Source organism: Aromatoleum evansii, from assembly GCF_045689615.1.
Lineage (GTDB): Bacteria > Pseudomonadota > Gammaproteobacteria > Burkholderiales > Rhodocyclaceae > Aromatoleum > Aromatoleum evansii.
In genome coordinates, this window is the sequence record NZ_CP141259.1 from 2,488,260 (window position 1) to 2,500,958 (window position 12,699).

Here is a 12,699-nt window from a genome sequence, read left to right on the forward strand (position 1 = left end):
TGAAAGGAGAAAACATGAAACTCTCGAAGCTCGTCGCCCTGGCTGCCCTGGTCGCCGTCGGTCCCGCTTTCGCGGCGGATAAGCACGACCATGCCCACGGACATGAATCCCTGCACGGTGGTGTGGTCGTCGAGGTCAAGGATATCGACCTCGAGCTCGTCGCCAAGCCTGACGTCATCCAGCTGCACCTGCGCGATCACGGTAAGCCGCTCGATGTGGCCAATGGCAGCGCGAAGCTCACGCTCCTGGCCGGCACCGAAAAGCAGGAAGTCGAACTGAAGCCTGCCGGCGACCGGCTGGAGTCCAAGGGGAGCTTCAAGGTGGGCGCCGGCACCAAGTTGGTGGCCGTCGTCACGCTGCCGGGCAAGCCCTCCACCACCGCGCGCTTCACGCTGAAGTGACGCCGTCCGGCTGCCTGCAGCACGTCGCTGCGGGTGGCCTTCCCATGTGATCAAAAAGGTGACCCAATGAAAGCTTTTGCTGCAGGAATGGTTGTCGTGGCCCTCGGTGGATTGGGCGGATGTGCGAGCCCCACCGTGCTCGAAGGGAAATACTCCGAGGCGGACGGGTGGCGTAAAGGAACCGTCGTCGAGATCGGCCCGGCGAAAAGTCTGAAGCGGCCCGCGTTTTATGACTGCAGGACCGAGGCGTCGGGCACGGAAGGCAACGATCAGTATGTGATGATCGCGCTGTTGAGCCATGGACACTCGCATGCGCGTGCCGCCAAGTTGCCCGCCGACTCGCAATTGCAGGTCGGCGACAAGGTTTACGTGAATTTCAAGGACTGCAGCGCGCCAATCCCGAAACGCAGCTCATGAACGTTCGACCGGTAGGCACTCTCTTGATGTACTTGCCGCGCGGGACGCGGGGGATCGTTGCGATTGATCAGCGGTCGGAGAAACCTTGGTTGGTCTGCTCAGGGCCCACACGATGAGTGACGACATCCATTACGAAGCTTGGGGCGATCGAGTCGACCCAGCACTGCTCGAAGCCGTTCGCGATGGCAACGTACCGGAAGTGCTGAGGTGGCTGGAGGACGGACTGCCGGCCAACTGGCAGGACACCGAGGGGTGCAGTCTGATCTTCCTCGCCGCCTATCACCGTCAGTGGGCTGTCATTGACAGCCTGTTGGCGCACGGCGCATCGGTCGACCTGCCCGATCGCATGGGATGGACTCCGCTCTTCTGGGCCGCCTTCAACAGCCATGCGGACATCGTCTCGTTCTTGATCGGGCGCGGTGCCAATCCCGACGCGCGGACTAACGACGGGGAGTGGCCCTTGTTCTGGGCGGTTTACAAAGGCCACACGGCCGTCGTCCGCTACCTCTTGCTCGGCGGCGCGAAGCGGAATCAACTCGATGTGGATGGTCATGACGAGCTCTGGCTCGCACGCACCTTGGCGCGACAAGAAATCGTCACCATCCTTGAAGGGCAGCGGACGCGGCACATGACTCACCCCCAGCCAGGGAATTCCGACGGGTTCGTTTAACCCCGCCCCACGGCTCCACTCGTACAAGTCGAAATAACTGCTTGGCAAACCGGAAGCCCACGTAAGCTTCAAACTGAAGTGATGTAGGCCCTTTTGCCGGAGTACGCGACACTGCCGCGCACTCCGGCGCTCTGATTTAGACCTGTCATATCCTCAAGGAATCATCATGTCAATTCATCGTTTCATCGTGGCACTGGCCATGACCTTCGGTGTTCCCCTCCATGCCACAGCCGATGGAGCCAAAAAGATCCAGGACAATTCGTTCCTGATCGAAGAGGCATACAACCAGGAAGCCGGCGTGGTACAGCACATTCAGAGCTTTATGTACCTCCGGCAGTCCAAGGAGTGGGCCTATACCTTCACGCAGGAATGGCCGATTCCCGACGAAACCCACCAGCTTTCATACACGATTCCAGTCCTGCGGGTCGCCGATCCAACTGCATCGACCGGCGTCGGCGACATCGCCCTCAACTATCGATATCAAGCGATCGGTAGGGAGGGCGTCGCCTTCGCGCCTCGCCTGTCGGTCATCGCGCCGTCCGGAGACTACCGAAAAGGGCATGGCACTGGCGCTATTGGCATTCAGGTGAACCTGCCCCTGAGCGTTGAGTTATCCGACTCAGTGGTCACCCATTGGAATCTCGGGGGAACCTACACGCCGAACTCCAGAGAGTCTGGCGGCGCCCGCGCTGATACCGTAGGGTCGAACTACGGTGCCAGCATCATTTACTTGGTGAGCGCGAACTTCAACCTGATGTTGGAGGCGGCCGGAACGAATTTCGAAGCAGTTCAGGCGGACGGCAGTAGACAACATGAGAAGACGATGTTCATCAACCCCGGCTTCCGCTATGCGACCAACTTCGATTCGGGTCTCCAGGTTGTGTCGGGAGTTTCCAGACCGATCGGTGTCGGCCCGTCTTCGGGAACGCAGGGTGTATTGCTCTATGTGTCGTTGGAGCACCCGTTCAAGTAAGGTCACGGCCCGATTGCCATCGAGAGAACACGCGTCGCCGTGCACGGAACCCCGAGTCTACAAGGGCCACACGTCGGTTGTCCGGCATCTTCTGGTCGGCGGTGCGAAGCGCAACCAGCTCGACGCGGACGGATATGACGAGCTCAGGCTCGCGCAGACGTTGGGGCGGCACGACGTCGTCACCATCCCTGAAGGGCAGCGCTCCAAACGTGACGTTTGACGCAATCGGCAGGTCGTCGACCGCCCATATCGTCATGCGCGAATGAGCTCAAGACACGCAGCCTGCCGACATTACGAATTCGTAATCGGGCTGTCTGCAATTCGACAGGGAAAGTCTTCTACAGTGAGTCCAGTACGCGGTTTCACAGATGCCATGATTGCGTACCCCCAAGATGGCTGAAGCAGATTCATCCTGCCCGACATTCCCTCTGCCGTTTCTGGAGGTCATCCCATGAAGACAATTATGGTTGCTACCGCTATTGTGGCCCTTGTAGCGCTGAGCGGATGTGCGAGCCCCACCGTGCTCGAAGGGAAATACTCCGAGGCGGACGGGTGGCGCAAAGGAACCGTTGTCGAGATCGGACCCGCGAAAAGTCTGAAGCGGCCCGCGTTTTATGACTGCAGGACCGTGGCGTCGGGCACGGAAGGCAGCGATCAGTATGTGATGATCGCGCTTTTGAGCCATGGACACTCGCATGCGCGCGCCGCCAAGTTGCCCGCCGACTCGCAATTACAGGTCGGCGACAAGGTCTACGTGAATTTCAAGGACTGCAGCGCACCAATCCCGAGACGCAGCTCATCACCCTCGGACTAGCAACAGTTCAATTGATGTGCGTATCGCGCGGGACGCCGGGGATTGTGGCGAAGGATCAACGCCCGCAGAGTCCGGGTTCGCCTCGTCAGGACCAAGACGATGCATTACGACATCCAGCACAAAGCCAGGCGCGATCGAGCGGCCCCGAAGCAGCTCGACGCGGTTCGCCAGGGCAAGGTCCCGGAAGTGCTGAGATGGCTGGAGGACGGACTGCCCGTCGCTTCGCAAAATACCGAGGGGGCACCTGATCTTCCTGGCGGCATATCACCGTCAGTGGGCCGTTATTGACAACCTGTTGGCGCGCGGTGCATCGGTCGACCTGCCCGATAGCCGGGGATGGACGCCACTCTTCTGGGCCGCTTTCAACGGCCATGCGGACATCGTTTCATTCCTGATCGGCCGCGCCAACCACGACGTGCGGAACTCGGACGGGGAGTGGCCTCTGTTCTGGGCCGCCTACAAGGGCCACACGTCGGTTGTCCGGCATCTTCGGATCGGCGGTGCGAAGCGCAACCAACTCGACGCGGACGGACATGACGAGCTCAGGCTCGCGCAGATGTTGGGCGGCACGACGTCGTCACCATCATCGAAGGACGGCGCGCCCAACGTACGAAGCATCCTCCTCCCTGAAACTCCGACGGTGCACTTTGATCCAGTAGCTACGCAGACGTCACGCAAGACGCATGGTTGCCGCAACTTGGTAGGCTGATCGAGCTAAAACCAAGACAGACACCGTCCGGCACGCCTTCCGGCGACGTATTGATCTACGAGTTCGCCCTGCGGATCGTCGGAAGAACGCCGGCGATGCAAGAACAACACCGGCTCGGGGCCGGTGTCAGGTGAACACTTGTAATGGGAGCGTCAGCGACCGCCGCGATTTGGATGCAAGGCCCTTTCAAGACGCCAGATTTCATCGCCCTTCATCATGATCTTCTGGCCATCCTTAGTCTCCATCACGTGCCCCTCCGCCATCCTTTCAACCCGGCCGAATTTGTTCTCCATGGCCATCTTGCCATCCTTGAAAACATAAACCGTCGATCCATCCTTCATTACATACGATTTTTCGACGTTACTCTCGTCAACTGCAAGGGCCGACGTCGCGACCAAGACAGAGGCTGCTGCGACAATGAGTTTTTTGAGCATGATTTACTCCTTTAAATTCGCAACCTGTGGCTGACAGTTTAGCGGGAGATCAACAGGCATATTCTCCGCATTAGTCACGCTCCGCGTGCTTCATGCCAGCCATAAGTTCACAGTTCAGATTTTCCAACAAAACTTGGCACGGACGTATCAACCTCCCCTCGGCGCAGACTGAGAAAACCTAGTATCAGCAACCGCACCACAAGAAGTCGGGCACTCCCAACAATTCAAGGGAGAGTCAACTACCTCCACGATCACGATGCAACTCGCGCTCGAGACGCCAGATTTCATTGCCCTTCATCATGATCCTCTGACCGTCCGTTGTTTCCATCGTGTGTCCTTCCTTCATGGTAACAAGGCGCCCCAATTTGTCCTCCATGGCCATCTTTCCATCCTTGAATACATAAACCGTTGATCCATCCTTCAACGGATACGACTTCGTCACGTTCCCCTCATCTACGGCCAACGCAGACGCGGTAACGAGGAACGATGCAGCAACAATTGCGAGCTTACTAAGCATAACAAACTCCTCGTAGAGGATATGTGAATCAAGAATGTTGGGGCTGTGCGCGCCGTACTTGACACCTTTGTTCTGCACAACGCCGTTGTTTACGCCCCACTCCCGATGCCCTGCCCTCACTGACCTCCTCGGTACATCGGATTCTCGTCAACATATACGGTTACCTGCTCCGTGCCAGGGATGATTTCCGACAGCGGAAAACTAGAGGTTCCCAAGGTATCGAAGGTCCACGTAACAGTTTTTTCTCCGACGCGTATTGCAATCGTTTCCATTCTCACAACGTTGATATGGCGGGTCTGATTGTCAATGGTTATGCTCCGCTCCGCCGTCGCCAGCGATGCGTATCCATAGCGGGCAGCCTGGCGTGCATGAGCGGCGCTTGCGGCAACCCGGATTAAAGCTCCAACTTGCGTTTCGCTCGGCGCGGAATACTGCTCACCAGCAAGTGCGCTCGCTGTTCCAAACAGCAGTATTGATGCATAAGCTACGCTAGATTTAGTAATTTTCATCCTTCACTCTCCCGCAGTATTTGGCTCTATCGCTCGACTTCGCTACACCACGAGTAGATATTAGTCTGGAGCGCCTTACGGCAGAATGACTTTCCGATTACTTCCTACTCATCCTCCTGCAACCTTGCGGAAAGCAACAACGTTGTTTAAGCAGGGATTACGCACCACCGACAGCAGATCGGCCTGCTCCGCCGTTACAGCGCGCAGGCCGATCAATCGTCGCCACGCGACGGTCGCAAACAATTCAGTTTGTCTGATGCTCGCGATGCAGCTCGTTCTCTAGACGCCAGATTTCGTTACCCTTCATCATTATTTTTTTTCCATCCTTTGTTTCCATCGCATGGCCTTCCTTCATCGTAACAACTTGCCCAACTTTGTTCTCCATCGCCATCTTGCCGTCCTTAAAGACGTAGACGGTGGAGCCATCTTTCAACTCATAGGCTTTCTCGACATTTCCTCGGTCCACTGCGAATGCCGAGGTGGCGATGATCACGGATGCGGCTGCGGCGATTGCTTTCGTAAGCATGATTGACTCCTGACAGTTAAGTGGTAGAACTTAAAAACTAACCTTTACTGCACGACGCCTTTTGGTTGTAAAACCGGTGTGCTATCTGCAAGAAGCACACTTGATCAACGCCCCCGATACATTGGGCTCTCATCCACGTACACAGTCACGCCGTCTACTCCAGGCAAAATATTCGACAAGGAGAAATTTCTCCGTGGATATGCATCGAATGTCCAATTAACCACTTTTCCTCCGAAACGGATCGAAACAGTCTCTAGCTGGACGACATTGATGTGCCGGGTGTTCTTATCTACGACTAAGATGCGCTCAGGAACTCCGGTTGATTCATACCCATAAGGGGCCTTCTGTCTCTCTGTGGGTTCGCTCGCTGATCCTCGAACGCCCTCGACCCAGTGCGAAGTGCCAGCTTCTGAATAGTCAGTGTGTGCAATTGCCGACGAGGCCGTTGTGAACAGCAGCGCCGAGATAGCAGTGGCACGGCAGATATTGCGGTTCATAATCATTCCCCAGGACCAATCAAGATGCTCCTTATCGAGCGACCGTAACCTGATGGTAGCAGCGAGCATCTGACATTGGCATGACTTAACAATTACATTCCTGTCATCGCTGTGTCATTTTGTAAAACCACTGTGAGCACGTATATAATTTATCCATGCACGCTCTGACAACGCAACAAATCCTTAGCCAAGAACATTCGCGCGCCGGAGAACTAAAAGTGCAAAATTCTGTCCTGACCGAGAATCGTTAAGTAGAGCACTTCTCGGAGTAGACGGGCAGCTCATCTTTCGAACGGATCCCAGATTTACGGAATCCACTTTGGATTTCCAGTCATGCTCATATGCGAACTGCTCGCTGCCCATTTCATGACACCTCCGGCGATTTCGTTGTGCGTCCGACAAGGATGGATTGGCAAGCTGGACGATCACGTTCGCCAATGAAATTTGGCTGGCGCTGCCATCCGCGATCACCGATTGGAGCTCGTCGATGATGTTCTTCCTGACCATGATGCCCCTTGCAAACTAGCCGATGACAAGTCACGACATGAGCTGCCAGTATTAATAACGAATGCGTACAGGCTATGATACCAGGGCAATCGCACCGACTTGGCATATGAGAATACCAAAGGTTGTTAACTTTCATGACCTTAGCGAGCCCCTGTTCACAGCGGCATAATTTGTGTAGTTTCCTACCTTTTTGGGCCGCCCATGAAGGCAGGAAACGTCATGCCGCTGACGCAGGTGTTCGTCTCGATTTCCGATCCGCGCAGCGCGCGCCACAAGCGCCACGATCTTGCCGAACTGCTCACGGTGGCGGTTTGCGCGGTGCTGTCGGGCGTGGACGACTTCGTCGACATCGAATTGTGGGCCGAGGCCAAGATCGACTGGCTGCGGGGCTTCATGAAGCTTGAGCATGGCATCCCGTCCCATGACACGATCGGTCGCGTGTTCGGCATGATCACGCCCGATGAGTTCGAATCTGCATTCCGGCGCTGGGTTGGCATGGTGGTGCCCGCGTTGGCCGAGGACACGGTCGTGGCGATCGATGGCAAGACCAGCCGACGAACTGCGAGCAAGACCAAGACGCTGGCGAGTCCGCTGCACCTGGTCAGCGCCTTCGCGGCCGGTATGGGCGTTGTGTTGGGCCAGACGGCGACCGCCGAGAAATCGAACGAGATTACAGCGATCCCCGAACTGCTCGCCAAGTTGGCGCTCGAGGGCTGCGTGGTGACGATCGACGCGATGGGCACGCAGACGAAGATCGCGCGCACGATCCGCGAGCGTGGCGCCCACTACGTACTGTGCGTGAAGGACAACCATCCGAAGCTGCTCGACTCGATCATGTTTGCCGGTATCGATCCGAAAGGACCGCTGACACCGAGTTCGACGCACGAGACCAAGAACCCTGGTCACGGTCGTAGCGAAATCAGGCGATGCTGGGCCTTTGATGCGATCGATCGGCTCTACAAGACCGAAGACTGGCAGGACGTCGCCAGCTTTGCCGTGGTCGAGCGCGTGCGTACGGTCGGCAATCGCACCAGCACCGAGCGTGCCTACTACATCAGCAGCCTGCCCGCCGAGGCCGAGCGCATCGCTCGGGCTGTACGCAGCCATTGGGAGGTGGAGAATCGCCTTCACTGGTGTCTGGATGTGCAGTTCAATGAGGATCAGTCACGGGTGCGCAGCGGTTATGCCGCCAACAACCTGGCCATCGTCCGCCACATCGTGATGAACCTGTTGCGGCTCAATACCACCCGCAAGGCGAGCATCAAGTCGAAGCGCATGCTGGCTGCCACCCTCGATGAATTTCGCGCCGAGTTGCTCGGAGTTATGACATGAAGGTGCGATTGCCCTGGCTATGATACGAAAAGGAATGTGACGTCGCTTGCGGCAACATTCAGTTGCCACTACACGGGCAAATGAATGATTCTGTGATTGCCCCGCGTTTGCACCGCCCCGGAGTTGTTGTCACGGGGCGTCTTCGCATTCAACTTGCTACGGGGAATTCGTTGCTGGAGATAGGAAAAATGGAGTCGCGGAAGCAATATGCAACATGGCTAGAGCTTGCTGTTGCACCTGAATGGATGCGAGGTTCATGCAAAATCAAGGTGCACGAGGTTGGCGGAAGAGGACGGCCTTGCTTTGCTATTTCAATGAACAACCGGTGGTTGTGCGCAGCCAGCGGATGCCTGACAGTATTCTTCGGCCTCGGTTCGGCGCTGCATTTCCTGAAGCTTTGGCGCATCGAAAAATTTGAACCTGGCGAGGCTCACATTGGCAGTGTCGAATGTAGTGACTCCCGCCACTGTCTCAGCATCGGGGGCGTTGGCAGCCTAAGGCGTTGCAGGGCCAACCCGAGTAAGTAACGCTCAAGGACCGGCTTCCGCTTCTTGTCTGGCAGGTTGATGCCGTTGTCGGGAGGGAGCGTCCATCTCATTGCTTACGCAGAGCCCACTCTGCTGGCGTCGAAGATGCGTTGATTTCGATACAGGTGCAGCGACGGGCATGGACTGCGCCGGCAGATTGACTGAAGGCGTCTGCCTTTCCCTCGCCTTGTAGACATCCCTCACTCGAGGGATGTCGGCTATATATGATTCTTCTTAGAGTCTTACCCTGTCTTCACGATCGCGTAGGATTGAAACCTTTCGATGGAAGCTCTTTATTTCGCCGTCCTCTTCTGAAACCTCGCCGACCCCGACGCCTCCCGTCTGGGAAGCGCGGTTTTCGGCAGTGATTGATTTCTAAAGCGGGCGCGCAGTAAGTCCTGCGAAGTGATTACAGGTGCTTATGGAACTTACTGTGATCGTGGAGAACTTTCTTCGCGTGTTGCGGCGTCGCTTCAGCACTCTTCTGTGCGGGAACAGCGAGCTTCTCTTGCATATGGTTATGGGGGCTGACGCGGCCTTCGGTCTTCTCGTTCTGCGCCGCCACAGGTGCAGTCGTTGAGGCAGCGTTCCCCGCGGGCGCCAGGATTGCAAACGCGGATAACAGAGCCGTGATAAGAATCAGCTTCGTTGTCATGGCACGATCTCCCACAAAAAACACTATCGAAGTGCGCTACTGTCGCCTTGATCTGCGCACACCCTACCGGTAGTGTGCTCCACATAGGCTGTCGAGAGCATGACGCGGATATTACACATTCGTAACTGGATCAAATCGCACTTTAGGACTTCTAGGGTGATTTAGTGGGTTCAGACACGCATTTCATGTCCACCATCTGACGCAGTACGGCCTCCTCGGCGAGTAGTGCATTCACCGCAACAGGGTCGAATTGGCTGCCGGACATGTGGAGTATCTCCGCCTTCGCCGCATCAAATGTGAGCCCCTGACGGTACGGCCGGTCTGACGTCATGGCATCAAGGGTGTCGACAACGGCAAATAGCCTCGCACCGAAGGGAATATCCTCACCCCGCAGGCCACGCGGATACCCGCCGCCATCGAACCTTTCTTCATGACTGCGCACGATATCGGCCGCCTCTTCCATGCCGGCCAGTCGGCCAACTAACCGATGGCCATCATCCGGATGCCGACGCATGATGGTCCATTCGCCTTCCGTGAGCGGCCCTACCTTCAATAAAACACCATCCGGCACTCCGATTTTGCCCAAGTCATGCAGAAGAGCACCCCAGTATATCTGGGCCAATCGCTGTTCATCGTTAGGAAAAATGCGCTTAGCCAGGACAACCGTGTGGCACGCAACACGCCGGGAATGCAAGCCAGTCTCATGCTCACGCAGATCAAGAGCATCTGCGAGCGCTTCTGCAAACGCAGCGTTCAGTTCACCACAGCGTGAGCACCCGCGGGACAACTCTTCGAGAAAACAGCGCTCACAAGTCTGCTGGCTTGATTTCCACGGCGTACGAGAAACGACACGGGTACCGCAGCAATGACACGTCCCTGCAAAGGTAGGTCGAAGCTCCAATGTGTGCCTCCCATGTAACGACGCCCCCATCACTCGGTTGCATCGGGCGGTTGCCGCCCCAGGACTGGGATGAATGCCGGCGTGCGTTCCCGGTACTGCACGTAGGCTTCGCCAAATTCAACGAGTACGTCACGTTCTTCTTGGTGCGCCAGGCGCGCGTACACGATAAGCAACACGGGAAATAGCGCCAACGTGATCAATGTGGGCCACTGCAACAGGAATCCAAACATCACGAGGACGAAGGCAACATACTGAGGATGCCGAATTCTTGCATAGGGACCGGTGTCCGCCACGCGATGCTCACGCTGTGCGCGATAGAGCACCGGCCAAGCTTTTGAAAGCAACCAGAAACCGCCGACGATGAACGCCGTGCTAAGGAGATGAAACGGGCCAAAATGCGGGTTAGATCGCCAACCGAACATGACTTCGAGCAGGTGGCCCGAATCATGAGCGAGGAAATCAACACCCGGAAAGCGCGAGGATAGCCAACCGGACAGCACGTAGATTGTGAGCGGAAACCCGTACATCTCCGTGAACAAGGCGACGATGAAGGCGGAGTAAGCGCCGAGCGAACGCCAATCGCGCGTACTGCGGGGCCTTGCGAAGCTGAACGCAAACGCGATGAAAAAGATTGAGTTGATGATGACCAGCGACCATAGGCCGTAGGAAGGGGTGTCGGTCATTTCTCATCTCCTTCCGTTTTATTCTGTGTGTCCCCCCGATTGTGCCCACCATGCCCACCGTGTCCGCCGTGCATGAAGATGTGCATCAACGGACAGGCCAACAGGAAAAGCCACGGCAAGATGCCGAGGAGATGAGCGCGGTGTTCAGTGAAGAGAAAAAACGCGGCCAGCGCGAGAAAGCCGAAGAATACCCATTTCACCCGTGAGTCAGCCCCCCCGCGTCTGTGGACCGGCTGTTCCCTATCATGTTGCTCTGACATGTCATAGCTCTCGGTTAGCGTCGGCGGTATTCGAAAAGTGCTTCGATCGGCTGTGCTATCCCGGGCCGTCGAACCTCGATGGCGATTCGGTATGGTCCATCACCGGACAGGATGAAGTAAGCGCCGAAGCTCAGCGCGTCGTCGATGTGCATGGGCTCAAGCCGCTTGTGCGTACCCGCCATGCCTAGTTCAGCGACGCTTGCCCGCACGTCGGCCTCGGTGATGCGTTGCCCAGCCGTATCGATGAGCGCGACGACCAGATGGTATGCATCCTTCTTGCTTGGAACTCCGCCATGCATGGCGCGTTCTTCATGAGGTGCCGGATGCTTGCCTGCCACCTGTGCCGGCATGAGCCCGTAATAGACTTCGATCCCTTGCACCGTCATGTGTTGCCCCAATTCGACCGCATGGGCGAACGCCGACGTGACCAGCATGACGAGCGCAGCCATCCAGCACCGAATCAATAGTGGGTACTCTTTTTTCATGATCCTTCTCCTTGCGTTGAGCCTGAACGTGCCACCCAGAAAGCCAGCAACTGCATCCAACGCCCCTGCATTTGGACAGAGCCGAACCCGTTTCGCTGCAGAAAAGCGGGAATCTCGCCGCGCAGGTTTCCGGCGGTCATTGGCATGGCCAACAAGGGCCAGAGCAGCCACCACCACAGCGGGTTCGCCGGCCGGTCGAGGTCGGCAATGACAAGACGTCCCGAGGGCTTCAGGACGCGGCGCACGCTCTTGAGCCCGGCTTCCTTCGCTTCCGGCGGCAGGTGATGCAACATCGCGCTCGCCAGCACCACGTCGAAGGTGGCGTCGGGAAATGGCAGCGTTTCGATGGCCGCAAGCTGGAAGCTCGCACGACTACCTGCGCGGGCGGCATTCTCACGGGCGACGACGATCATGGCCGGTGCCGCGTCAATGCCGATTGCCTCGCCCGACGCCCCGATCGCTTCTGCGGCGAGCCGGGTCAGAACGCCCGTGCCGCAGCCGACTTCCAGCACGTGCTCGCCTGCCTGTAGTGCGGCATGGCGCAGCGTCTCCATCCGAAAGGCCTTGCCGAGGCCGAGTTTGGGGAAGTACCAGTCGTAGATCGGTGCGGCCCAGCCCATAGTCATTCCCGCCGTGCGGGGGGGCGGGCCAAGGGGAAAGGCGCCTGACTGGCGCAACTGCAGGCCGCCCCAAACCAGCACTCCCGGACAGGCGAGCAGAACGGCAACAAGCGTCGCACTCGGCCACGTGAGTCCCCACAGCGACAAGACGACTGCTGCCACACCGATCGCCAAGGCAGGACAGATCCACATCCAGTTGTCGATTGATCGTCGGCTCATGGCAATCTCCGATAGCGAGGACAGCGCTGCTTTGGCTAGGGCG

19 protein-coding genes are annotated in these 12,699 nt (G+C 57.4%); 8 read left to right on the forward strand and 11 right to left on the reverse strand.

All coding sequences use genetic code 11. The features are described 5' to 3' along the window. Positions 1–14 precede the first annotated feature (14 nt). From U5817_RS11640 to U5817_RS11670, 7 genes are all read left to right on the forward strand, one after another. Complete coding sequence (locus U5817_RS11640) at positions 15–401, forward strand: hypothetical protein (protein ID WP_018992685.1); 387 nt, start codon at positions 15–17, stop codon at positions 399–401. A 66-nt stretch (positions 402–467) separates the two neighbouring features. Then, the gene (locus U5817_RS11645; RefSeq protein ID WP_026296320.1) at positions 468–818 is read left to right on the forward strand and encodes a hypothetical protein; all 351 of its coding nucleotides are present in this window, start codon (positions 468–470) and stop codon (positions 816–818) included. Between the two features lie 112 nt (positions 819–930). Then, a complete protein-coding gene (locus U5817_RS11650; protein ID WP_040395790.1) occupies positions 931–1,488 on the forward strand; it encodes an ankyrin repeat domain-containing protein in 558 nt (185 codons plus the stop codon). Positions 1,489–1,654: 166 nt separating this feature from the next. After that, the gene (locus tag U5817_RS11655) at positions 1,655–2,461 is read left to right on the forward strand and encodes a hypothetical protein (protein WP_018992682.1); all 807 of its coding nucleotides are present in this window, start codon (positions 1,655–1,657) and stop codon (positions 2,459–2,461) included. Between the two features lie 451 nt (positions 2,462–2,912). Beyond that, complete coding sequence (locus U5817_RS11660; protein WP_018992680.1) at positions 2,913–3,275, forward strand: hypothetical protein; 363 nt, start codon at positions 2,913–2,915, stop codon at positions 3,273–3,275. 99 nt (positions 3,276–3,374) lie between these two features. Beyond that, the gene (locus U5817_RS11665) at positions 3,375–3,563 is read left to right on the forward strand and encodes a hypothetical protein (protein WP_224792799.1); all 189 of its coding nucleotides are present in this window, start codon (positions 3,375–3,377) and stop codon (positions 3,561–3,563) included. Between the two features lie 7 nt (positions 3,564–3,570). After that, complete coding sequence (locus tag U5817_RS11670) at positions 3,571–3,984, forward strand: ankyrin repeat domain-containing protein (protein WP_018992679.1); 414 nt, start codon at positions 3,571–3,573, stop codon at positions 3,982–3,984. Between the two features lie 152 nt (positions 3,985–4,136). On the opposite strand, the gene copK (U5817_RS11675) is transcribed toward U5817_RS11670, so the two are convergent. The 5 genes from copK (U5817_RS11675) to U5817_RS11695 form a co-directional block, all read right to left on the reverse strand. After that, positions 4,137–4,418, reverse strand: coding sequence for a periplasmic Cu(I)/Cu(II)-binding protein CopK (gene copK, locus U5817_RS11675; RefSeq protein ID WP_018992678.1), 282 nt, complete (start codon positions 4,416–4,418; stop codon positions 4,137–4,139). Positions 4,419–4,653: 235 nt separating this feature from the next. Beyond that, on the reverse strand, positions 4,654–4,935 hold the full coding sequence (copK, locus tag U5817_RS11680) for a periplasmic Cu(I)/Cu(II)-binding protein CopK (RefSeq protein ID WP_026296319.1): 282 nt from the start codon (positions 4,933–4,935) through the stop codon (positions 4,654–4,656). A gap of 116 nt (positions 4,936–5,051) precedes the next feature. Continuing rightward, positions 5,052–5,444, reverse strand: coding sequence for a CzcE family metal-binding protein (locus tag U5817_RS11685; RefSeq protein WP_407280861.1), 393 nt, complete (start codon positions 5,442–5,444; stop codon positions 5,052–5,054). Positions 5,445–5,688: 244 nt separating this feature from the next. Beyond that, a complete protein-coding gene (gene copK / locus U5817_RS11690) occupies positions 5,689–5,970 on the reverse strand; it encodes a periplasmic Cu(I)/Cu(II)-binding protein CopK (RefSeq protein WP_018992676.1) in 282 nt (93 codons plus the stop codon). A gap of 104 nt (positions 5,971–6,074) precedes the next feature. Further along, on the reverse strand, positions 6,075–6,536 hold the full coding sequence (locus U5817_RS11695) for a CzcE family metal-binding protein (RefSeq protein WP_407280862.1): 462 nt from the start codon (positions 6,534–6,536) through the stop codon (positions 6,075–6,077). A gap of 639 nt (positions 6,537–7,175) precedes the next feature. Here U5817_RS11695 and U5817_RS11700 point away from each other — a divergent pair. Beyond that, positions 7,176–8,306 carry an ISAs1 family transposase gene (locus tag U5817_RS11700; RefSeq protein WP_407280864.1) on the forward strand — a complete coding sequence of 377 codons (1,131 nt, stop codon included), beginning with the start codon at positions 7,176–7,178 and terminating at the stop codon, positions 8,304–8,306. Between the two features lie 936 nt (positions 8,307–9,242). Here U5817_RS11700 and U5817_RS11705 read toward each other — a convergent pair. From U5817_RS11705 to U5817_RS11730, 6 genes are all read right to left on the reverse strand, one after another. After that, positions 9,243–9,488: a hypothetical protein gene (locus tag U5817_RS11705; protein ID WP_018992674.1), complete on the reverse strand. Its 246-nt coding sequence runs from the start codon at positions 9,486–9,488 to the stop codon at positions 9,243–9,245. Positions 9,489–9,639: 151 nt separating this feature from the next. Next, positions 9,640–10,419, reverse strand: a complete 780-nt coding sequence (locus U5817_RS11710) for an HD-GYP domain-containing protein (RefSeq protein WP_084600600.1) — start codon at positions 10,417–10,419, stop codon at positions 9,640–9,642. Then, positions 10,419–11,072 carry an isoprenylcysteine carboxylmethyltransferase family protein gene (locus U5817_RS11715; protein WP_018992671.1) on the reverse strand — a complete coding sequence of 218 codons (654 nt, stop codon included), beginning with the start codon at positions 11,070–11,072 and terminating at the stop codon, positions 10,419–10,421. Before U5817_RS11715 ends, U5817_RS11710 begins: the two co-directional genes overlap by 1 nt. Beyond that, a complete protein-coding gene (locus U5817_RS11720) occupies positions 11,069–11,332 on the reverse strand; it encodes a DUF2933 domain-containing protein (RefSeq protein ID WP_018992670.1) in 264 nt (87 codons plus the stop codon). Before U5817_RS11720 ends, U5817_RS11715 begins: the two co-directional genes overlap by 4 nt. Positions 11,333–11,346: 14 nt before the next feature. Next, the gene (locus U5817_RS11725; RefSeq protein ID WP_040395782.1) at positions 11,347–11,817 is read right to left on the reverse strand and encodes a hypothetical protein; all 471 of its coding nucleotides are present in this window, start codon (positions 11,815–11,817) and stop codon (positions 11,347–11,349) included. Further along, a complete protein-coding gene (locus tag U5817_RS11730; RefSeq protein WP_198292345.1) occupies positions 11,814–12,656 on the reverse strand; it encodes a class I SAM-dependent methyltransferase in 843 nt (280 codons plus the stop codon). The genes U5817_RS11725 and U5817_RS11730 overlap by 4 nt, the downstream gene beginning before the upstream one ends. Positions 12,657–12,699: the final 43 nt, after the last annotated feature.

What these genes read in the sequence shown, in the direction of transcription:
- U5817_RS11640 (WP_018992685.1), top strand. Translation starts at nt 15, where the DNA reads ATGAAACTCTCGAAGCTCGTCGCCCTGGCTGCCCTGGTCGCCGTCGGT.
- U5817_RS11645 (WP_026296320.1), top strand. Translation starts at nt 468, where the DNA reads ATGAAAGCTTTTGCTGCAGGAATGGTTGTCGTGGCCCTCGGTGGATTG.
- U5817_RS11650 (WP_040395790.1), top strand. Translation starts at nt 931, where the DNA reads ATGAGTGACGACATCCATTACGAAGCTTGGGGCGATCGAGTCGACCCA.
- U5817_RS11655 (WP_018992682.1), top strand. Translation starts at nt 1,655, where the DNA reads ATGTCAATTCATCGTTTCATCGTGGCACTGGCCATGACCTTCGGTGTT.
- U5817_RS11660 (WP_018992680.1), top strand. Translation starts at nt 2,913, where the DNA reads ATGAAGACAATTATGGTTGCTACCGCTATTGTGGCCCTTGTAGCGCTG.
- U5817_RS11665 (WP_224792799.1), top strand. Translation starts at nt 3,375, where the DNA reads ATGCATTACGACATCCAGCACAAAGCCAGGCGCGATCGAGCGGCCCCG.
- copK (WP_018992678.1), bottom strand. Translation starts at nt 4,418, where the DNA reads ATGCTCAAAAAACTCATTGTCGCAGCAGCCTCTGTCTTGGTCGCGACG.
- copK (WP_026296319.1), bottom strand. Translation starts at nt 4,935, where the DNA reads ATGCTTAGTAAGCTCGCAATTGTTGCTGCATCGTTCCTCGTTACCGCG.
- U5817_RS11685 (WP_407280861.1), bottom strand. Translation starts at nt 5,444, where the DNA reads ATGAAAATTACTAAATCTAGCGTAGCTTATGCATCAATACTGCTGTTT.
- copK (WP_018992676.1), bottom strand. Translation starts at nt 5,970, where the DNA reads ATGCTTACGAAAGCAATCGCCGCAGCCGCATCCGTGATCATCGCCACC.
- U5817_RS11695 (WP_407280862.1), bottom strand. Translation starts at nt 6,536, where the DNA reads ATGCTCGCTGCTACCATCAGGTTACGGTCGCTCGATAAGGAGCATCTT.
- U5817_RS11700 (WP_407280864.1), top strand. Translation starts at nt 7,176, where the DNA reads ATGAAGGCAGGAAACGTCATGCCGCTGACGCAGGTGTTCGTCTCGATT.
- U5817_RS11705 (WP_018992674.1), bottom strand. Translation starts at nt 9,488, where the DNA reads ATGACAACGAAGCTGATTCTTATCACGGCTCTGTTATCCGCGTTTGCA.
- U5817_RS11710 (WP_084600600.1), bottom strand. Translation starts at nt 10,419, where the DNA reads ATGGGGGCGTCGTTACATGGGAGGCACACATTGGAGCTTCGACCTACC.
- U5817_RS11715 (WP_018992671.1), bottom strand. Translation starts at nt 11,072, where the DNA reads ATGACCGACACCCCTTCCTACGGCCTATGGTCGCTGGTCATCATCAAC.
- U5817_RS11720 (WP_018992670.1), bottom strand. Translation starts at nt 11,332, where the DNA reads ATGTCAGAGCAACATGATAGGGAACAGCCGGTCCACAGACGCGGGGGG.
- U5817_RS11725 (WP_040395782.1), bottom strand. Translation starts at nt 11,817, where the DNA reads ATGAAAAAAGAGTACCCACTATTGATTCGGTGCTGGATGGCTGCGCTC.
- U5817_RS11730 (WP_198292345.1), bottom strand. Translation starts at nt 12,656, where the DNA reads ATGAGCCGACGATCAATCGACAACTGGATGTGGATCTGTCCTGCCTTG.